The sequence below is a fragment of the Streptomyces sp. NPDC048612 genome, from assembly GCF_043199295.1.
Lineage (GTDB): Bacteria > Actinomycetota > Actinomycetes > Streptomycetales > Streptomycetaceae > Streptomyces.
In genome coordinates, this window is sequence record NZ_JBICVV010000016.1 from 137,147 (window position 1) to 157,063 (window position 19,917).

Genomic DNA, 19,917 nt, shown 5'->3' on the forward strand with positions numbered 1-19,917 from the left:
CCGGCACGGGAATGCGCCTCTTCCCCGCATGGAGTGGGCCTGCCGCCGCATAATCTGGCGGTATGACTGAGCCCCGCGGCGGCCCGCCCACGAGCTGTACGAGGGTCCTCCTCGCCGACGACGAGCCCCTGATACGGGCCGGGGTGCGTGCGATCCTCGGCGCGGCACCCGGTATCGAGGTCGTCGCGGAGGCCGCCGACGGCCGCGAGGCGGTCGGCCTGGCGCTCCGGCACCGGCCCGACGTCTGTCTGCTGGACATCCGGATGCCCCGTCTGGACGGCCTCGGCGTCGCCGCGGAACTGGCCAGGGAGCTGCCCGGCACCGCCGTCGTGATGCTGACGACGTTCTCCGAGGACGCGTACATCGCCGAGGCCCTCGGCTCGGGCGCGGCCGGATTCCTGCTCAAGTCCGGCGATCCGCGGGAGCTGATCGCCGGGGTCCGGGCCGTCGCCGAGGGCGGTGCCTGCCTCTCGCCGTCCGTCGCCCGGCGGGTCATCTCGCACCTGGCGGCCGGGCAGTTGGGCCGCGGGGTGACCGCCCGGGCCCGGGTCGCCGAGCTGACCGGGCGGGAGCGCGAGGTGCTGGGGCTGGTCGGCGCCGGGCTGTCCAACGCGGAGATCGCCCAGCGGCTGTCCCTGGTCGAGGGCACCGTCAAGGCGTATGTCAGCGCGGTCCTCGCCCGGCTGGACGTCCGCAACCGCGTCCAGGCGGCGGTCCTCGCCTACGAGGCGGGCCTGGTCCCGGCGTCATGACGCGCCGGCGGCGCCCGGACGCCCGGCAGCTGCGCGCGCTGGTCCCCGGGCTGGGGCTCTACCTCCTGGTGTGCGGTCCGCCGGCGCTCGCCTTCCCCTCCCTCGCCGCCACCCACCCATGGGCCACCGCGGCCGCCTTCCCGCTGCTCGCGGTGTCCGTGCTGCTGCACCGGCGGCGGCCGCTGACGGCGCTGGCGCTGCCGGTCGCGCCGAGCCTGGTGATCTCGCTGGACCTGTTCACCGTCGCCTACTGCGCGGCGCTGGCGGTGTTCGGCTATCTGGCCGGGGCCCGGATGTCCCGGGCCCGCCCGGCGCTGTGGTTCTTCTCCGCGGTGGCGGCCGGCGGGCTGCCGCTGGCCGCGGTCGTCGGCCGGACGGTGTGGCCGTGGTTCTCGCTGCTGTTGACGCTGCTGCTCAATGTGATGCTGCCGTGGCTGCTGGGCCGCTACCGCCGGCAGTACGCCGCGCTGGCCCGCACCGGCTGGCAGCTCGCCGAGCGGATGGAGCGCGAACAGCGGGCCGTCGCCGACCGCACCCGGCTGCGCGAACGCGCCCGGATCGCCGGTGACATGCACGACTCCCTCGGCCACGACCTGGCCCTGATCGCCCTGCGGGCCGGGGCGCTGGAGGTCGATCCACGGCTGGACGCGGACCGTCAGGCGGCGGCCGGTGAGCTGCGGGCCGCGGCCGGGACGGCGACCGAACGGCTGCGGGACATCATCGGCGTGCTGCGCACCGACGACGAGGGCGCGCCCCGGGCCCCGGCCGACGCGAGCGTGACCCGGCTGGTGGACCGGGCGCGGACGTCCGGGATGACGGTGGACCTGGAGCAGCCGGACGACACCGGGACCACCCCTCTTCCGGCCATGACCGGCCCCGCCCTGCACCGTGTCGTCCAGGAGTCCCTGACCAATGCCGCCAAGCACGCCCCCGGTGCGGCCGTCCGGGTCCGGATCGGGCGGGCCGGCGGACAGCTGCGGGTCGCCGTGACCAACGCCGCTCCCCCGGACGGGCCGGCGGCCGCCCCGGTCTCCGGGGGCAGCGGCCTGGTGGGGCTGGACGAGCGGGTACGGCTGGCGGGCGGCACCCTGCGGGCCGGCCCCACCCCGGAGGGCGGCTTCACCGTCTCGGCGCGGCTGCCGACGACCGGCGCCCTCCTGCCGGAGTCCGTCCGGCTCCCCGAACCCACCGCTTCCGAACGGGAGTTGGCCCAGGCCCAGCACAAGGTGCAGCGCCGGCTCCGGCAGATGGTGACGGTCCCGCTGGCGCTGCTGGCCGCCCTGGTGGTGCTGAGCAGCACCTTCCATCTGGTCAGCCCGTCCTGGACGGTGCTGGAACGGGAGCGCTACGCGGTGCTCCGCCCCGGCGCCGGCCGCTCCGGGGTGGAGTCCTTCCTGCCGTTCTTCGCCCTGGACGCCCCGCCGGACGGCACCCCACCGCCCCCGCACGACTGGACCTGCAGGTACTACAGCGTCCGCGCGGGCTCCGACGACGCCTATCAGCTCTGCTTCACCGACGACCGGCTGGTCAGGAAGCGCGTGGTCCACCGGCGGGACCGTTAGAGCGCCCCAGCCCTCCCACCATCCGATCCCGTAGGGTGCTCCCTCAACTCGCCCTGCATACCGGCGATTTCACCCTCCCGCCGGGGCCTCGCGCCTCCCTACCGCCCCGTCCGCCGATATGGCTGATTCCACCCCGTCATGCGCTCTTGTACGGACTCCCTCCTGGAGAGAGGCTGCGGTGTGGCGCCGACGGGCCCCGGCGCGGCACCGGACATCCGCACACCGCAACTCCGCTGTGATCAGAACGGGTTGAGGAGGCGAACGCCGACCGTGTCAGCGCAGCGCCGCAGTCGCCGGCGCGGGGGCCGAGGCAGGTCCGCCGCGGCAAGGCGGGCCGGCGGCGAGGCGGCGGCGGGCGGCACACCGCCGGCCGTCCCGGTCACCGCCCGCGGGAGGGTCCGCCGGTCAGGGCCCTCGCCCGCATCACGCACCCGCACAGGATTCATCGGGGGAACCACCGACCGGAGGCCGGAGGGGCGCCGACCCGCCCCGCCGCACCCTCCGCCAGCCGAGTGAAAGCGGACAGGAGCGCCCATGCCCGCACCCGGTCCGCCCGCCATGAAGCGGATACAAAGGACAAAACGCCGTAAAGCATCACAAGACCAGGTGAGCCCATGATCGGTCGTATTCCTGTTCTGGACATCCGCCCGCAGATCGATTGCGGCCGCCGCCCGGCGAAGGCCGTGGTGGGTGAGACCTTCGAGGTCTCGGCCACCGTCTTCCGCGAAGGGCACGACGCCGTCGCGGCCAACGTGGTGCTGCGCAATCCGGCCGGCCGCTGCGGGCCCTGGACCCCGATGCAGGAACGGGCGCCCGGCTCCGACCGGTGGAGCGCCGAGGTCACGCCCGGCCTGGAGGGCCGCTGGACGTTCACCGTCGAGGCCTGGTCCGATCCGGTCACCACCTGGCGGCGGCATGCCGCCATCAAGATCCCGGCGGGGATCGACACCGAGCTGGTGCTCGCCGAGGGCGCCGCACTCCACGAACGGGCGGCGGCGGAGGTCCCCAAGAGCGAGGGACGCGAGACGGTGCTCACCGCCGTGGACACCCTGCGCGACACCGGGCTGCCCGCCGCGACCCGGCTGGCCGCGGCGCTGTCCCCGCAGGTCACCGAGGTGCTGGGACGCCATCCGCTGCGCGAACTGCTCACCGTCTCGCACCCGATGCCGCTGGTCGTCGAGCGCCGCCGGGCCCTGTACGGCTCGTGGTACGAACTCTTCCCGCGCTCCGAGGGCGCCACGGTCGGCCCCTGCGGCACGGCCGTCAGCGGCACCCTGCGCACCGCCGCCGACCGGCTGCCGGCCGTCGCCGCCATGGGCTTCGACGTGGTCTATCTCCCGCCCGTCCACCCCATCGGCACCGCCTACCGCAAGGGCCCCAACAACGCGCTGTCGGCCGGCCCGGACGACGTCGGCTCCCCCTGGGCCATCGGGTCACCGGCCGGCGGCCATGACGCCCTCCACCCGGACCTGGGCACCTTCGACGACTTCGAGCACTTCGTCCGCACCGCCCGTGACCTGCGGATGGAGGTGGCCCTGGACTTCGCGCTGCAGTGCTCCCCGGACCACCCCTGGGTCACCCTGCACCCCCAGTGGTTCCACCGCCGCGCGGACGGCTCGATCGCCTACGCCGAGAACCCGCCGAAGAAGTACCAGGACATCTACCCCCTCGCCTTCGACACCGACTTCCGCGGGCTGGTCCGCGAGACCGAACGCCTGCTGCGCTTCTGGATGGCCAGGGGCGTACGGATCTTCCGGGTGGACAATCCCCACACCAAGCCGGTGGCCTTCTGGGAGAAGGTGATCGGCGACATCAACCACACCGATCCGGACGTGCTCTTCCTCGCCGAGGCGTTCACCCGCCCGGCCATGCTGCACACCCTCGCCCAGGTCGGTTTCCACCAGTCGTACACCTACTTCACCTGGCGCAACACCAAGCAGGAGCTGACCGACTACCTCACCGAACTGACCGGTGAGGGCGCCTCCTACCTGCGGCCCAACTTCTTCGTGAACACCCCGGACATCCTGCACGCCTACCTCCAGGAGGGCGGCCGCCCCGCCTTCGAGGTGCGCGCCGTGCTGGCCGCCACCCTCTCCCCCACCTGGGGCGTCTACGCGGGATACGAACTCTGCGAGTCGACGCCGCTGCGCCGCGGCAGCGAGGAGTACCTCGACTCGGAGAAGTACCAACTCAGGCCGCGCGACTGGGACGCGGCGGCCCGGGCGGGGCACACCATCGCCCCCCTGATCACCGCACTCAACCGCATCCGCCGCCGGCACCCCGCCCTGCAGCAGCTGCGCAATCTGCGCTTCCACCACGTCGACAACGAGGCCGTCCTCGCCTACTCCAAGCGCGAGGGGCACGGCGACCGGGCCGACACGGTGCTCACCGTGGTCAACCTCGACCCGCACCACACCCACGAGGCGACGGTGTCGTTGGACATGCCGGAACTCGGCCTCGGCCGGCACCAGTCCATTCCGGTGCGCGACGAGCTCACCGGCGACACCTACCACTGGGGCAGGGACAACTATGTGCGCCTGGAGCCGGGCCGCTCACTCGCGCCCGCCCATGTGCTGTCGCTGCGACCGTCCTCACCGATCGGAGGGTCACCCAATTGATCGTCAATGAGCCTGTCCCCGACACGTTCGAGGACACCCCGGCGAAGGACCGCGATCCCGACTGGTTCAAACGGGCCGTCTTCTACGAAGTCCTGGTGCGTTCCTTCCAGGACAGCAACGGCGACGGAATCGGCGACCTCAAGGGCATCACGGCCAAGCTCGACTACCTGCAATGGCTGGGGGTCGACTGTCTCTGGCTGCCGCCGTTCTTCAAATCCCCGCTGCGGGACGGCGGTTACGATGTCGCCGACTACACCGCGGTGCTTCCCGAATTCGGCGACCTCGCCGATTTCGTGGAATTCGTGGACGCCGCGCACCATCGCGGTATGCGGGTCATCATCGACATGGTGATGAACCACACCAGCGACCAGCACCCGTGGTTCCAGGAGTCGCGCACCGATCCCGACGGGCCGTACGGCGACTACTACGTCTGGGCCGACGACGACAAGCAGTACGCCGACGCCCGCATCATCTTCGTCGACACCGAGGCCTCCAACTGGACCTTCGACCCGGTCCGCAAGCAGTACTACTGGCACCGTTTCTTCTCCCACCAGCCGGATCTCAACTACGAGAACCCGACGGTCCAGGAGGAGATGATCTCCGCCCTGCGTTTCTGGCTCGACCTGGGGATCGACGGATTCCGGCTGGACGCGGTGCCCTACCTCTACGCCGAGGAGGGCACCAACTGCGAGAACCTGCCGGCCTCGCACGCCTTCCTCAAGCGGGTCCGTGCGGAGATCGACGCGCATTATCCGGACACCGTGCTGCTGGCCGAGGCCAATCAGTGGCCGGAGGACGTCGTCGACTACTTCGGCGATTACCGCGTCGGCGGCGACGAATGCCATATGGCCTTCCACTTCCCGGTCATGCCGCGCATCTTCATGGCGGTACGGCGGGAATCGCGCTATCCGGTATCGGAAATCCTCGCCAAGACCCCCGCCATTCCGTCCGGCTGCCAGTGGGGCATCTTCCTGCGCAACCACGACGAGCTGACCCTCGAAATGGTCACGGACGAAGAGCGCGACTACATGTACGCGGAGTACGCCAAGGACCCGCGCATGCGCGCCAATATCGGCATTCGCCGGCGGCTGGCCCCGCTGCTCGACAACGACCGCAACCAGATCGAGCTCTTCACGGCCCTGCTGCTGTCCCTGCCGGGTTCGCCGATCCTCTATTACGGCGACGAGATCGGCATGGGCGACAACATCTGGCTCGGTGACCGGGACGCGGTGCGCACGCCGATGCAGTGGACCCCGGACCGCAACGCCGGTTTCTCCTCCTGCGACCCGGGGCGGCTGTCCCTGCCGACCATCATGGACCCCGTCTACGGCTATCAGGTCACCAATGTCGAGGCCGCGATGAGTTCGCCCTCGTCGCTGCTGCACTGGACCCGGCGGATGATCGAGATCCGGAAGCAGAATCCGGCGTTCGGGCTCGGCAGCTACACCGAGCTGTCCTCCACCAACCCGGCGGTGCTGGCCTTCCTGCGGGAGGCTCCGGGCACCGACGGCGCGGACGACGACCTGGTGCTGTGCGTGCACAACTTCTCGCGCTTCGCCCAGCCCACCGAGCTGGACCTGCGGTCGTTCAGCGGCCGCCATCCGGTGGAACTCATCGGCGGGGTCCGCTTCCCGGCCATCGGGGAGCTGCCGTATCTGCTGACCCTCGCGGGCCACGGTTTCTACTGGTTCCGGCTGCGCAGGAACGCGGGGTAGCCGGTGCCCCGACCGGGCACGGGCGCCGGACGGAACGGACGCCCGTACGCGGCACCATGGCGCGTACGGGCGTTTTCTGACCTTTCGCTCGGGCAGCCTCCTTAGTACGCACGGGCCGGGCGAGCCCTCGTAGGCCCTCCGGCTCGGGTGGGGGACCGCCGGGCGGCGGAGCAGCACACGCCGGCAGACCGCTGCCGTACGGACGATCTCGCGCACCGGGCCCCGGACTCCGTCTGGGGGTACCCCCACCGCGCCGCCGCACAGTCAAGGCCGCATTCCGGGACACTTTGCCCTATCTGTCGTGTGCCCGGGGAAAGGACGCGACGCCATGTCGGACACCGCCTCGACCCGTGCCACCCGCAACACCCCTGACCGCCGCCCGCTCGTCTCCGCCCCCGATCTGCTGCCCTCGCTGGTTCCCCTGCTCGCCGACTGGGTGCCACGCCAGCGCTGGTTCGCCGGCAAGGGGCGGCTGGTCACCGGCTTCACGCTGCTCTCGGCGACCGAGCTGCTGCCGTGCACCCCCGACGGCACCGCACCGGGCCTGCTGCACCTGCTCGTCCGCGCCCACCAGAGCGCACCACCGAGCCGTACCCCGGCCGGCGGCGACTGCTACCAGCTGCTGCTGGGGGTGCACCCCGCACCACCGCCCCAGCTGGCGCCCGCGATGATCGGATGCCCCGGCGGCGGGCCGCTGCGCGGCCGCGCCGTCTATGACGCGCTCCTCGACAGCCGGCTCTGCGGGCTGCTGCTGGAGCGGCTGCGGGTGCCGGGCCGGATGGGCGCGCTGCGTTTCTGCCGGGAGCCCGATGCCGACATCCCCTCCGGGCTGGCGGGCCGGCCGATCGCCGTCGAGCAGTCCAACTCCTCGATCGTCTACGGCGATTCCTTCATCCTGAAGGTCTTCCGGCGGACCGAGCCGGGCATCAACCCGGACCTGGAGCTGCCGCGGGCGCTCGCGGACGCCAAGTGCGCGCGGGTGCCGGCGCCCGCGGCGTGGTTCGAGTCGGCGGCCCCCGAGGGGGGCGGTGAGCCGACCACGCTGGGTGTGCTGCAGCCCTTCCTGCCGGGCTCGGCGGACGGCTGGCAGCTGGCGCTGAACGCGCTGGCCGTACGCGCCGACTTCACCGGCTCGGCGCGGGCGCTGGGCCATGCCACCGCCGAGGTGCACACCGCGCTCGCCCAGACGCTGCCGACCACCGAGCTGCGCCGCCCGCAGCTGGCGGCGATCGCCGCCCGGATGCACGAGCGGCTGACGGCCACCGCCCGCGCCGTGCCGGTGCTCCAGCCCTACCGGGCCCGGCTGCGTACCGCCTTCGACGCGCTGGCCGCGACCGGCCAGGACGGCCGCAGCTGGGCCGCCCAGCGCATCCACGGCGATCTGCACCTGGGCCAGACGCTGCGCTCCGCCGACGAGGGCCGCTGGTCGCTGATCGACTTCGAGGGCGAACCGGCCCGGCCGCTGGCCGAGCGGCGCCGGCTGCAGCCCGCGGTCCGCGATGTCGCGGCGATGCTGCGCTCCTTCGACTACGCCGCGCGCAGCGGACCCGCGGGCGGCGACCCCTGGTCGCTGGAGTGGGCACGGCGCACCCGCGACGCCTACTGCCTGGGCTACGCGGAGGCCGGCGGGCTCGATCCCCGCTCCGCGCCCGAACTGATGCGCGCCTACGAGACCGACAAGGCCGTCTACGAGGTGCTCTACGAGGCCCGGCACCGGCCCGACTGGCTGGCCGTCCCGATGGCCGCCGTCCGGCGCCTGGCGGCGGGCGGGGAGCGGGCCGTCGGGGTGGACGGGACCGGCCCGTCCCGGTCCGGCGAGCCCGACGGCCGGGGGTGAGGGGCCGCAGCCGAACCGCCGCACCCGCCGCCCGTCCACCGCTGAGACCCGTCCGCTGCCGCGCACCGAGGAGGCCCCTCCCGTGACCGCCCGCCCATCGTCCGCCACCCCTCCGTCCGGAACGGCTTCGCCGTCCGCCTCCGACGCCCCGTCACCTGCCACCGGCTCTACCGGTATGACATCGCCCTCCCCCGCCGGCTCGCCGCCGTCCCGGCCGGCCGCGCCACGGCCGCCCGCCTCCGGTACGGCGCCGCCGGTCCGGCCGGGCACCGCCGGCCCCACCTTCACCGGCCGGCCGCACGGTCTCCGGGAGGCGGCCGCGGCGCCCGGCCGGAACGACGGGTCCGCGGGCCCGGCCCGCACGAACGGCAGTCACGGGGTCCGGCCCGCCACGCCGCTGTCCGACGAGGACCGCGGCCGGCTGCTGGGCGGTGCCCATCACGATCCGCACGGACTGCTCGGCGCCCACCCCGTGCGCGGCGGGCTGCTCATCCGGGTCCTGCGGCCGTACGCGCGGGGCGTCACCGTCCTGGCGAAGGGGCTGCGCGCCGATCTGCCCTTCGAGGGCGACGGGCTGTTCGCCGGGGTGCTGCCGCTGCGCACCGTGCCGGACTACGAGCTGCTGGTGGACTACGGCGAGCACACCGTGACCGTGCAGGACCCCTATCGCTTCCTGCCCGCGCTCGGCGAGCTGGATCTGCATCTGTTCGGCGAGGGCCGGCACGAGCAGCTGTGGCGGGCGCTCGGCGCGCGGATCATGGAGCACCAGGGGGTGACCGGCACCCGCTTCACGGTCTGGGCGCCCAACGCCCAGGGGGTCCGGGTCGTCGGCGACTTCAACTACTGGGACGGCACCGGCGCCCCGATGCGCTCGCTGGGTTCGTCCGGCGTCTGGGAGCTCTTCGTCCCGGGCCTCGGCGAGGGCGAGCTGTACAAGTTCGAGATCACCCGGCCGGACGGCTCCCGGACCGTGCGGGCGGACCCGATGGCCCGGCGGACCGAGTGCCCGCCCGCCACCGCCTCGGTCGTGGAGGCCTCGCACCACCACTGGAACGACGCCGCGTGGATGGCCCGGCGCGGCGCGCGCCCCGTGCACGAGGCCCCGTTCTCGGTCTACGAGGTGCATCTGCCCTCCTGGCGGCCCGGTCTGACCTACCGCAAGCTGGCCGTGCAGCTCCCCGCGTACGTCAAGGACCTGGGCTTCACCCACGTCGAGTTCATGCCGGTCGCCGAGCACCCCTTCGGCGGTTCCTGGGGCTATCAGGTCACCGGCTTCTACGCGCCCACCGCCAGGATGGGCGGCCCGGACGACTTCCGGTTCCTGATCGACGCGCTGCACCAGGCGGGCATCGGGGTGCTGATGGACTGGGTGCCGGCGCATTTCCCGCGCGACGACTGGGCGCTGGCGGAGTTCGACGGCCGCCCGCTCTACGAGCCGCAGGACCCGGCACGGGCCGCGCACCCGGACTGGGGCACCCTGGAGTTCGACTACGGCCGCACCGAGGTCCGTAACTTCCTGGTCGCCAACGCCGTCTACTGGTGCGAGGAGTTCCATATCGACGGCCTCCGGGTGGACGCCGTCGCCTCGATGCTCTACCTGGACTACTCGCGTGCGGACGGCGACTGGACGCCGAACGTCCACGGCGGGCGGGAGAACCTCGACGCGGTCGCCTTCCTCCAGGAGATGAACGCGACGGTCTACCGCCGCTGCCCCGGCGTCGTCACCGTCGCCGAGGAGTCCACGGCCTGGGACGGTGTCACCCGCGCCACCCATCACGTCGGCCCCGGCGGCTTCGGCGGACTGGGCTTCGGCCTGAAGTGGAACATGGGCTGGATGCACGACTCCCTCGGCTATGTCGCCAAGGAGCCGGTGCACCGGAAGTACCACCACGGCGAGATGACCTTCTCGATGATCTACGCCTACTCCGAGAACTACGTGCTGCCGATCTCCCATGACGAGGTGGTGCACGGCAAGCGCGCCCTGGTGTCGAAGATGCCCGGTGACTGGTGGCAGCAGCGCGCCGGCCACCGGGCCTACCTCGGCTTCATGTGGGCCCACCCCGGCAAGCAACTCCTCTTCATGGGGCAGGAGTTCGCCCAGGGCGCGGAGTGGGCGGAGAGCCACGGCCCGGACTGGTGGCTGCTCGACCCGTCGTACGAGGCGGAGCCGGACCACCGGGGCGTACGCGATCTCGTGCGCGAGCTGAACCGTCATTACGCGGCCACGCCCGCGCTGTGGGAACGCGACACCGACCCGGCCGGCTTCTCCTGGATCGACGGGGACGCGAGCGAGGACAACGTCTTCCCCTTCCTCCGCTTCGCCGCCGACGCATCCCCGCTGATCTCGGTCACCAACTTCTCCCCCGTCGTCCGTCACGCCTACCGGCTCGGCGTCCCCGACCGCTTCCCCGCCTGGCGTGAGGTCCTCAACACCGACGACCCGCGCTACGGCGGCAGCGGCGTCGGCAACCCCGAGCCGCTCAAGGCCGAACCGGCCCCCTGGAACGGCCGCCCGGCGTCCGTCTCCCTCGTCCTCCCCCCGCTGACCACCCTCTGGCTGCGACCGTCCTGACCACCTCACGGCTGATGGTTGTCGGACCCGTCAGCCGCGACTGCGGCACCCCCACCGAACAGATCCGTCCCCCCTGTCCTTATGACCCGTTCCTCCTTGTCCGCACCCCCGCGCAACCGGTCGCGACCGGCCGCGTTCTCCGTGTCTTCACCATGGTGTCAGGGGGCACTGACAATCGGCCCGGGCCAGGAAAACCGCAGGCCAGAGGGGCATTGAGGAGAGGTGCGGTGCCGGTCGCGCGGTGCCCGGCGCCCGGTCGTGCCGAAGGGGCGGGTGCCGCGTCCGGCACCCGCCCCTTCTCCCCTCCTGCGGCCCGGCGTCAGACCGTGGCGGACGTCTTCTCCGTCCCGCCGTCCCGCGGCGCGACGACCTCAGCCGGGACCGGAGCGACGGGCACGTCGGCGGCCAGGGTCTTCTCGTCGAACGGGGCCTTTCCGGCGAGCACTTCGCCCACCCGGCCCTTGTCGATCTCCTTGGTCCAGGTGCCGATCAGCACGGTGGCCACCGCGTTGCCCGCGAAGTTGGTCAGCGCCCGCGCCTCGCTCATGAAGCGGTCGATGCCGACGATCAGGCCGACGCCGTCGACCAGTTCGGGGCGGTGCGACTGAAGGCCGCCGGCCAGCGTCGCCAGGCCCGCGCCGGTGACCCCGGCCGCCCCCTTGGACGCGATGATCATGAAGACCAGCAGGGAGATCTGCTGACCGAGCGGCAGCGGCTTGCCCATCGCCTCGGCCACGAACAGCGAGGACATCGTCAGGTAGATGGCGGTGCCGTCGAGGTTGAAGCTGTAGCCGGTGGGGACGGTGATGCCGACCACCGGCTTGCTGACGCCCAGGTGCTCCATCTTCGCGATCAGCCGGGGCAGCGCCGACTCCGAGGAGGAGGTGGACAGGATCAGCAGGAACTCCCGGCCGAGGTACTTCAGCAGCAGGAAGATGTTGACGCCGGCGACCAGCCGGAGCAGCGTGCCGAGCACCACGATCACGAACAGCAGGCAGGTGACGTAGAAGCCGACCATGATGACGGCCAGCGACTTCAGCGCGTCCAGGCCGGTCTCGCCGACCACCGCCGCGATGGCGCCGAAGGCACCCACCGGCGCCGCCCACATGATCATGGCCAGCACCCGGAAGACCAGCTTCTGGAGGTGCCCGACCCCGCGCAGCACCGGCTCGCCCGCCGTGCCCAGCGCCTGCAGGCCGAAGCCGACCAGCAGCGCCACCAGCAGCGTCTGGAGCACCTCGCCCTGGGTGAACGCGGACACCAGCGTGGTGGGGATCATGCCCAGCAGGAATTCGGGCAGCGACTCCCCGCCGCCCTCGGTCTGGGCGTGCCCGGCGTGCTTGACGGTCTCCGTCAGGTGGAGGCCGGAACCGGGGTCCAGCAGGTTGCCGACGACCAGGCCGATGGCCAGCGCGATCGTGGACATCACCATGAAGTAGCCGAGGGCCAGGCCGCCGACGGCGCCGACCTTGGCGGCCTTCCGCACCGAGCCGACGCCCAGCACGATGGTGCAGAAGATGACCGGCGAGATCATCATCTTGATCAGGTTCACGAACCCGGTGCCGAGCGGCTTGAGCTGGACGGCGACACCGGGGGCGGCGAAGCCCACGACGATGCCGAGCAGCACCGCGCCGATCACGGCGATGTAGAGGAAGTGGGTCCGGTCCCGCTTCACCGGCGCGGTCTCCTCGGTGGTGCCCCCGGGTGGGGTCTGTGCAGCCACGGCTGTCTCCTCGGTCTACGGCTGTGCGCTGATCTGCGGCTCTGCCACACAACAAGTCCCGGCGACTATGCACGCCACTGTGGCGCCCGTCACCCTTACGTACATTTCGTTCACGTAAAAGTGACCGTGCAGACGGTTCGGTGGTCACCGTGCAGACTGTTCTGCATGCGACTCCCCCGACCCCGCGGGCCGCGCCGTCCCGGCCGGCTGCGCGGCCCCCGCAGCCTCGCCGGGCAGCTCTTCGCCATGCAGGTGGTGCTGGTGGCGGTGGTCGTGCTGGGCTGCGCCGTCTTCGCGTATGTGAGCGCCGGACGGCAGGCGGAGGAGACCGCGCGGCGGCAGGCGACCGCGGCGGCCACCGCCGTCGCCGACTCCCCGGCGGTCGTGGCGGCGGCGCGCACCAAGAACCCGACGGCCGCGCTCCAGCCGTACAGCGAACGGCTGCGGCGCGACGCCGGGGTCGACTTCGTGGTGGTCATGTCGCCGAAGGGCATCCGCTGGACACACCCCGAGCCGTCCGCGATCGGCAAGAAGTACTTCGGGCACATCGGCCCGGCGCTGCGCGGCGAGATCTTCCCCGAGACCCACCTCGGGGTGCTCGGGCCGTCCGTACGGGTCGTCGCGCCGGTGCGCGACCCCGCGCACGGCGGCCGGATCACGGCGCTGGTCAGCTCCGGGATCACCATCAAGACGATCAGTGCGCAGCTGCGCGCCCAGGTGCTCGCGCTGGGGGGCGTGGCCGCGGCGGCGCTGGCGCTGGGCGGCCTGGGGACGTACGTGATCAACGCCCGGCTGCGGCGGCACACCCACGGGATGAACGCCCGGGAGCTGAGCCGGATGCACGACTACCACCAGGCCGCGCTGCACGCCGTGCGCGAGGGGCTGCTGATGCTCGACGGGCAGCGCCGGGTCGCCCTGATCAACGACGGCGGGCGGGAGCTGCTCGGGCTGTCCGGCGACGCGGTGGGCCGGCAGGTCACCGAGCTGGGGCTGCCGGAGGCGCTGACCGAGGCGCTGCTGGCGACCGGTCCGCGGGTCGACGAACTCCAGCTGACCGGCGAGCGGGTGCTGGTCGTCAACTCCGCGCCGGTCTCCGGCGGTGAGCGGCGCGGCAGCGTCGTCACCCTGCGCGACCACACCGAACTCCAGGCGCTCTCCGGGGAGTTGGACTCCGTGCGCGGCTTCACCGAGGCACTGCGCTCACAGGCCCATGAGGCCGCCAACCGGCTGCACACCGTGGTCTCGCTGATCGAACTGGGGCGTGCCGAGGAGGCCGTGGAGTTCGCCACCGCGGAGCTGGAACTGGCGCAGGTGCTGACCGACCAGGTCGTCGGCGCGGTCGCCGAACCGGTGCTGGCCGCGCTGCTGCTCGGCAAGGCGGCGCAGGCGAACGAGCGCGGTGTCGACCTGCGGTTGACGCCCGACAGCCGGATCGACGACGGGCTGCTGCCGCCCGGACTGCCGGCCCGCGACCTGGTCACCGTGCTGGGCAACCTGCTCGACAACGCCATCGACGCCGCCGCGCCCACCCCGGAGCACGGCGCCACCGAGCCGCCGCGGGTGCGGGTCACCGCACGGGCGGCCGGGGACGAGCTGCTGCTGCGGGTGGCGGACACCGGCCCGGGGGTGGCCGCGGACGCCGCCGGGGAGATCTTCCGCCGGGGCTGGAGCACCAAGCCGGGCACCGCCGCCCCCGCCCGGGGCCGCGGTCTGGGGCTGGCCCTGGTCCAGCAGGCGGTACGGCGCAACGGCGGCACCGTCACGCTGGACCGGGCGCCGGAGGGCGGCGCGCGGTTCACCGTACGGCTGCCGCTGCGGGCCGGGGCCGCCGGATGAGCGGGCCGGCGCCCTGCGCGGGCCGTCCGGCCGGGAGAGGATGGAACCGGTGACCCCCTCCGACATCCGGGTCCTCGTCGTCGAGGACGATCCGGTCGCGGCGGACGCCCATGCCCTGTATGTCGGGCGGGTGCCCGGCTTCACCGTCTCCGGCACCGTGCACTCCGGCGCCGACGCCCGCCGCCACCTCGAACAGCACGCCGTCGACCTGCTGCTGCTCGACCTCTACCTGCCCGACGGCCACGGGCTGCAGCTGGTGCGGACGCTTCGCGCGGCCGGGCACACCGCCGACATCATCGCGGTCACCTCGGCGCGGGATCTGACGATGGTGCGCGAGGGCGTCTCGCTCGGCGTGGTGCAGTACGTCCTCAAGCCGTTCACCTTCGCCACCCTGCGCGACCGGCTCACCCGCTACGCGGAGTTCCGGGCCGCCACCGGCGAGGCCAGCGGGCAGGACGAGGTGGACCGGGCGATCGCCGCCCTGCGCGCGCCGCGCCCTGCCGCGCTGCCCAAGGGGCTGACCGCGGCCACCCTGGACGCGGTGACCACGGTGCTGCGGTCCGCCGGCAGCGGGCTGACGGCGACCGAGGCGGCCGCCGACGTGGGCATCTCACGGATCACCGCCCGCCGCTATCTCGAACACCTCGTGGAGAGCGGCCGGGCCGCCCGCGCCCCCCAGTACGGCCAGGTCGGCCGCCCCGAACTGCGCTACCGCTGGTCGGGCCACTGACCCGCCGGGCGGAAAACCGGCCGGCTAGGAGCTTCCTACGACTTCCCTTCTTGGGCATCCGCACCATAGGTACGGCTCCACCCCGTCACCTACCGTGTGCCGGTGAACACGCATGCCGGGGAGCCGCACCGCCCCCCTTTCGACGCCGAGGCCGCCCGCCGGCTCCGTGAGGCCCTCGGCATGACGCCTGCCCATGTCGCGTACGGGATAGGGGCCGCCTTCGGCATGCGCGTCGCGCCCGGGACCGTGGCGTCCTGGGAGCGGGGTGAGAGCCGTCCCACGGAAGCCGAACTGACCGCGCTGGCCGGTGCCCTGTGGTGCGCGCCGGGCGAACTGATCGGCACACCGGGCACCCTGCGCGAATACCGGCTGGCGCTCGGCCTCGCCCCGGCGGACCTCGCGCTGCGGACCGGTATGGAGCCGCGTGCCTATGAGCGTCTGGAGGCCGGCGGGACCTGGCGCGGCACCGACCGGCAGGCCGCGGCGCTCGCCGAGGTGCTGCGGCTGCCGCTGCCCGCGCTGCTCCGTTTCACCGGGCGGGACGAGGCCCTGGCCGGGCTGCTGACCAGCGCCGCCACCACCCGCTGGCAGGCCTGCGTCCGGCCGGTCGGCAAGCTGGTACCGCTGCCCCGGCAGCGGCTCCAGGACGTGCTGCGGGATCTGCACAGCACATATCAGACGCTCATGGCCGGCACGCTCCAGTGGGGCGGCGGGGGCGGCGCAGAGGAATCCGGGAAGGCGGGGCGCGCCTTCCTCGCCGGTATCGTGGCGGAATTCTGGGCGCGGGCGGGCGAGCCGGACACCGAAAGCGGTCGGCGACCCTGATCTTTCCCGTCGGCCTCCGGACGGAGGGCCGTCCGTCCAGAGGATGACGCCGGGAGGGGGGATCGCACTTCCGGCCGGTCCGGCTTTCGGTCCCTCCGGGTGAGGACCGCGCTGACCTGCGCATTCAAGAATAGGAACGTCGCAAATCTTCCGTTCCTTCTCCAGGAGTCCCCGTGTCCCACGCGGCTGCCTTTCAGGGCGTCCCCGGTTCCCCCGCCCCCACCCGTGCCTCCGCCGCGGTCGCTGCCCGCGCCACGGATCTGAACAAGGTCTATGGCCAGGGGGAGACCCGGGTGGTCGCACTGGACTCCGTCTCGGTCGAGTTCGGCAAGGCCCGGTTCACCGCCATCATGGGCCCCTCCGGCTCCGGCAAGTCGACGCTGATGCACTGCATGGCCGGTCTGGACACCATCTCGTCCGGCTCGGCCCGGATCGGCGACGTGGAGCTGGGGTCGCTGAACGACAAGCAGCTGACGCGGCTGCGCCGGGACAAGATCGGCTTCATCTTCCAGGCGTTCAATCTGCTGCCGACGCTGACCGCGCTGGAAAACATCACGCTGCCGATGGACATCGCGGGCCGCAAGCCGGACCGGGAGTGGGTCAGCCGGGTCATCGAGACGGTCGGCCTGTCCGGGCGCCTGTCGCACCGGCCGGCGCAGCTCTCCGGCGGTCAGCAGCAGCGGGTCGCGGTGGCCCGTGCGCTGGCCGCCCAGCCGGAGATCATCTTCGCGGACGAGCCGACCGGCAACCTCGACTCCCGCTCCGGCGCCGAAGTGCTGGGCTTTCTGCGGGAGTCGGTGCGGGCCATGCAGCAGACGGTGGTGATGGTCACCCATGACCCGGTCGCCGCGGGCTATGCGGACCGGGTGGTCTTCCTGGCCGACGGTCACATCGTCGAGGAGCTGCACGAGCCGACCGCGGACACCGTCCTGGACCGGATGCGGCTCTTCGAAGCCAAGGGACGTACGAGCTGACGCCCGGCCCCTCGCACCACCGCGCTCCCCCACGCGCCGCCCTTCATCCCGAGCCACCGGACCAGGACTGACACCACCACCATGCTGCGAACCGCCCTGCGCAACGTGCTTGCGCACAAAGCCCGATTGATGATGACCGCACTCGCGGTCCTGCTCGGTGTCGCCTTCGTCACCGGCACCCTCATCTTCAGTGACACCACCGGCTCGGCCGTCCAGAAGGCGTCCATGAGGAACCTCGACGGGGTGGCCGTCTCCGTCAAGGCCAGCGAGGGCCCCGACGCCACCTCGCGCACCGGCAAGGACGGCAAGCGCAGCACCCTTGTCGACCAGAAGCTGGCGGACAAGATCCGCGCACTGCCCGGCGTACAGTCCGTACGCACCAATGTCATCGGCCAGGCCACCGTCGCCGGTCCGGACAATGTGCCGCTCGGCAACGGCTGGCAGAACCTCGCCGGCAACTTCCAGCCGGGCAAGGACGGTCACGACCCCCGCTACCCGCTGCTGAAGGGCCGCGGGCCGGCCGCCGCCGACGAGATCGCGCTGGACGAGGCGACCGCGAAGGCGTCCGGCCACACCATCGGTGACTCCGTGCGGTTCGCCACCGACGGGCCGGTGCTGACGAAGAAGCTGGTCGGCATCGTCACCACCGACGACCCGCAGGTGACCGCGGGCGGCAGTCTGACGCTCTTCGACACCGACACCGCGCAGAAGCTGTTCCTGCACCCCGGCCAGTTCGACGAGCTGCTGATCGGTGCCGCGCCCGGCACCGATCAGCAGGCGCTGACCGCCAAGGTCAGCGAGGCGCTGCCCAAGGAAGGCGCCACGGCGACCAGCGGCACCGAGCTCGCCGCCGAGCAGTCCAAGTCGGTCGCCCTGGCGACCAATTCCCTGACCCAGACGCTGCTGTCCTTCGCCGGGATCGCGCTGTTCGTCGGCGTCTTCATCATCGCCAACACCTTCACCATGCTGATCTCCCAGCGCAGCCGGGAGATCGCCCTGATGCGCGCGATCGGCGCCTCCCGCCGTCAGGTCGTGCGCGCGGTGCTCGCGGAGGCGGCCCTGCTGGGCCTGATCTCGTCGGGCGTCGGATTCGCGCTGGGCATCGGCCTCGCCGTGGGTCTGCGGGCGGTGCTCGCGGCGAACGGCGCGGGTTTCCCGGACGGACCGGTCGTCATCAGTCCGGCCGCGGTGCTCTCCGCGCTCGGTGTGGGCGTCGTGGTGACCGTACTGGCCGCCTGGCTGCCCTCCCGCAAGGCGGCGAAGATCGCCCCGGTGGAGGCGCTCAACACCGTCGAGGCGCCGCCGGCCCTGCGCAGCCTGGTGCTCCGCAACTCCCTCGGCACGGTGATCACCGGCCTCGGTGTCGCGACCATGTTCTACGTCTCCACGCTGGAGGAGTCCGACGACCTGCCGATCGCGATGGTGGGCGGAGTCCTGATGCTGACCGGCGTCATCATCCTCGCGCCGTTGCTGTCCCGGCCGCTGGTCTCGCTGGCGGGCGTCGTCACCACCCGGCTCTTCGGCATCAGCGGCAAGCTGGCCAAGGAGAACACGCTGCGCAACCCCCGCCGTACGGCGGCGACCGCCTCGGCGCTGATGATCGGCCTCACCCTGATCACCGGTATGACGGTCGTCGGGAACTCGGCCGGGCAGGCCATGGACAAGATGACGGCCCAGGGGCTGAAGGCCGACTACAAGATCGGGACCACGACGTACACCGGTCTGGACCCCGAGCGGTCGCAGAAGGTGGCGGATCTCCCCGGCGTCGAGGCGGCGGCTCCGCTGAGCGGTACGAGCTTCGACACCCCTGAATCCTCCATGAGCCTGAAGGGCACCGACCTCAGCACGATCGGCAAGGTCGTCCAACTGGACCTCATCAGCGGTTCGTTGAAGGGCGCCGGAGGCAACGACATCGCGGTCTCCGAGGAGATGGCCAAGATGAAGGGCTGGAAGACCGGCGACACCCTGGACGGCACCTTCTTCGACGAGAAGAAGGCGAAGCTCAAGATCGTCGGAATCTTCGCGGACAACGAGCTGCTCGGCGACTCGATCGGAGCCGCCTCGACGGTGGCGCCGCACCAGTACGAGCGGAACGTCGAGACCCTGCTGGTGAACGGCAAGGACGGTCCGTCGGAGGGGCTGGAGAAGCAGATCCGGCACGCCCTCGGCGACAGCCCGCTGCTGCTGGTCCAGGACCACGCCGACCTGCGCACGGAGAACGCCCGGAGCATCGAGATGGTGCTCAACGTCTCTTACGGGCTGCTGGGCATGGCCGTCATCATCGCGGTGGTGGGTGTGGTCAACACCCTCGCCATGTCGGTCTTCGAGCGGACCCGTGAGATCGGGATGCTGCGGGCGATCGGCCTGGCCCGCAGCGGCATCAAGCAGATGGTCCGGCTGGAGTCGGTGGTCATCGCGCTGTTCGGCGCGGGCCTGGGCATCGCGGTGGGTGTCTTCTGCTCCTGGGCCGTGGGCAACCTGGTCAGCCAGGGCATGCCGACCTACGAGCTGCTGCTGCCCTGGGGCCGGCTCGCACTGTTCGTGCTGATCGCGCTGGTCGTGGGGGTGCTGGCCGCGCTGTGGCCGGCCCGCCGGGCGGCCCGGCTGAACATGCTGGAGGCCATCGGCGCCCAGTGACCACCTGACCGCCACCCCCCACACAAAGGCGGGGGGGCCGGGCGCGGGCGCGGGCCCGGGCGCCCCCCCCGGGTTGTGGGGGGGGGGCCCGGGGGGCCGAGGACCCCCCGGCCCGCGCCCACCCCCCCCCCCGGCC

Annotated in this window: 12 protein-coding genes; 11 read left to right on the forward strand and 1 reads right to left on the reverse strand. The window is 72.3% G+C overall.

From position 1 onward, the window contains the following. Positions 1–62: 62 nt before the first annotated feature. The 6 genes from ACGFN2_RS23640 (at position 63) to glgB (ending at position 11,056) form a co-directional block, all read left to right on the forward strand. Positions 63–752, forward strand: a complete 690-nt coding sequence (locus tag ACGFN2_RS23640) for a response regulator (RefSeq protein ID WP_393363528.1) — start codon at positions 63–65, stop codon at positions 750–752. Beyond that, on the forward strand, positions 749–2,314 hold the full coding sequence (locus tag ACGFN2_RS23645; RefSeq protein ID WP_393363531.1) for a sensor histidine kinase: 1,566 nt from the start codon (positions 749–751) through the stop codon (positions 2,312–2,314). The genes ACGFN2_RS23640 and ACGFN2_RS23645 overlap by 4 nt, the downstream gene beginning before the upstream one ends. 614 nt (positions 2,315–2,928) lie before the next feature. Then, positions 2,929–4,932: a maltotransferase domain-containing protein gene (locus ACGFN2_RS23650; RefSeq protein WP_393363534.1), complete on the forward strand. Its 2,004-nt coding sequence runs from the start codon at positions 2,929–2,931 to the stop codon at positions 4,930–4,932. Further along, positions 4,929–6,647 (forward strand): maltose alpha-D-glucosyltransferase, encoded by a 1,719-nt coding sequence (gene treS / locus ACGFN2_RS23655; protein ID WP_362610446.1) that lies wholly within the window; start codon positions 4,929–4,931, stop codon positions 6,645–6,647. The genes ACGFN2_RS23650 and treS overlap by 4 nt, the downstream gene beginning before the upstream one ends. Before the next feature lie 328 nt (positions 6,648–6,975). Next, a complete protein-coding gene (locus ACGFN2_RS23660) occupies positions 6,976–8,484 on the forward strand; it encodes a maltokinase (RefSeq protein ID WP_393363537.1) in 1,509 nt (502 codons plus the stop codon). An 82-nt stretch (positions 8,485–8,566) separates the two neighbouring features. After that, a complete protein-coding gene (glgB, locus tag ACGFN2_RS23665; protein ID WP_393363540.1) occupies positions 8,567–11,056 on the forward strand; it encodes a 1,4-alpha-glucan branching enzyme in 2,490 nt (829 codons plus the stop codon). 319 nt (positions 11,057–11,375) lie between these two features. Here glgB and ACGFN2_RS23670 read toward each other — a convergent pair whose 3' ends face one another. Further along, positions 11,376–12,779: a cation:dicarboxylate symporter family transporter gene (locus ACGFN2_RS23670; protein WP_393363543.1), complete on the reverse strand. Its 1,404-nt coding sequence runs from the start codon at positions 12,777–12,779 to the stop codon at positions 11,376–11,378. Positions 12,780–12,944: 165 nt separating this feature from the next. Between ACGFN2_RS23670 and ACGFN2_RS23675 the strand changes: the two genes are divergently transcribed. From ACGFN2_RS23675 to ACGFN2_RS23695, 5 genes are all read left to right on the forward strand, one after another. Further along, positions 12,945–14,615 (forward strand): sensor histidine kinase, encoded by a 1,671-nt coding sequence (locus tag ACGFN2_RS23675; protein ID WP_362610455.1) that lies wholly within the window; start codon positions 12,945–12,947, stop codon positions 14,613–14,615. Between the two features lie 40 nt (positions 14,616–14,655). Further along, complete coding sequence (locus ACGFN2_RS23680; protein WP_393363546.1) at positions 14,656–15,345, forward strand: response regulator; 690 nt, start codon at positions 14,656–14,658, stop codon at positions 15,343–15,345. A gap of 96 nt (positions 15,346–15,441) precedes the next feature. Then, positions 15,442–16,170 carry a helix-turn-helix domain-containing protein gene (locus tag ACGFN2_RS23685; protein WP_393363549.1) on the forward strand — a complete coding sequence of 243 codons (729 nt, stop codon included), beginning with the start codon at positions 15,442–15,444 and terminating at the stop codon, positions 16,168–16,170. Between the two features lie 173 nt (positions 16,171–16,343). Further along, the gene (locus tag ACGFN2_RS23690) at positions 16,344–17,144 is read left to right on the forward strand and encodes an ABC transporter ATP-binding protein (protein ID WP_362610462.1); all 801 of its coding nucleotides are present in this window, start codon (positions 16,344–16,346) and stop codon (positions 17,142–17,144) included. Positions 17,145–17,225: 81 nt separating this feature from the next. Beyond that, on the forward strand, positions 17,226–19,781 hold the full coding sequence (locus ACGFN2_RS23695; RefSeq protein ID WP_393363552.1) for an ABC transporter permease: 2,556 nt from the start codon (positions 17,226–17,228) through the stop codon (positions 19,779–19,781). Positions 19,782–19,917: the final 136 nt, after the last annotated feature.

Bases quoted from the DNA above. Each gene is read 5' to 3' on its own strand.
- ACGFN2_RS23645 (WP_393363531.1), top strand. From the start codon at position 749: ATGACGCGCCGGCGGCGCCCGGACGCCCGGCAGCTGCGCGCGCTGGTC.
- ACGFN2_RS23680 (WP_393363546.1), top strand. From the start codon at position 14,656: ATGGAACCGGTGACCCCCTCCGACATCCGGGTCCTCGTCGTCGAGGAC.
- ACGFN2_RS23660 (WP_393363537.1), top strand. From the start codon at position 6,976: ATGTCGGACACCGCCTCGACCCGTGCCACCCGCAACACCCCTGACCGC.
- ACGFN2_RS23675 (WP_362610455.1), top strand. From the start codon at position 12,945: ATGCGACTCCCCCGACCCCGCGGGCCGCGCCGTCCCGGCCGGCTGCGC.
- ACGFN2_RS23695 (WP_393363552.1), top strand. From the start codon at position 17,226: ATGCTGCGAACCGCCCTGCGCAACGTGCTTGCGCACAAAGCCCGATTG.
- ACGFN2_RS23640 (WP_393363528.1), top strand. From the start codon at position 63: ATGACTGAGCCCCGCGGCGGCCCGCCCACGAGCTGTACGAGGGTCCTC.
- ACGFN2_RS23650 (WP_393363534.1), top strand. From the start codon at position 2,929: ATGATCGGTCGTATTCCTGTTCTGGACATCCGCCCGCAGATCGATTGC.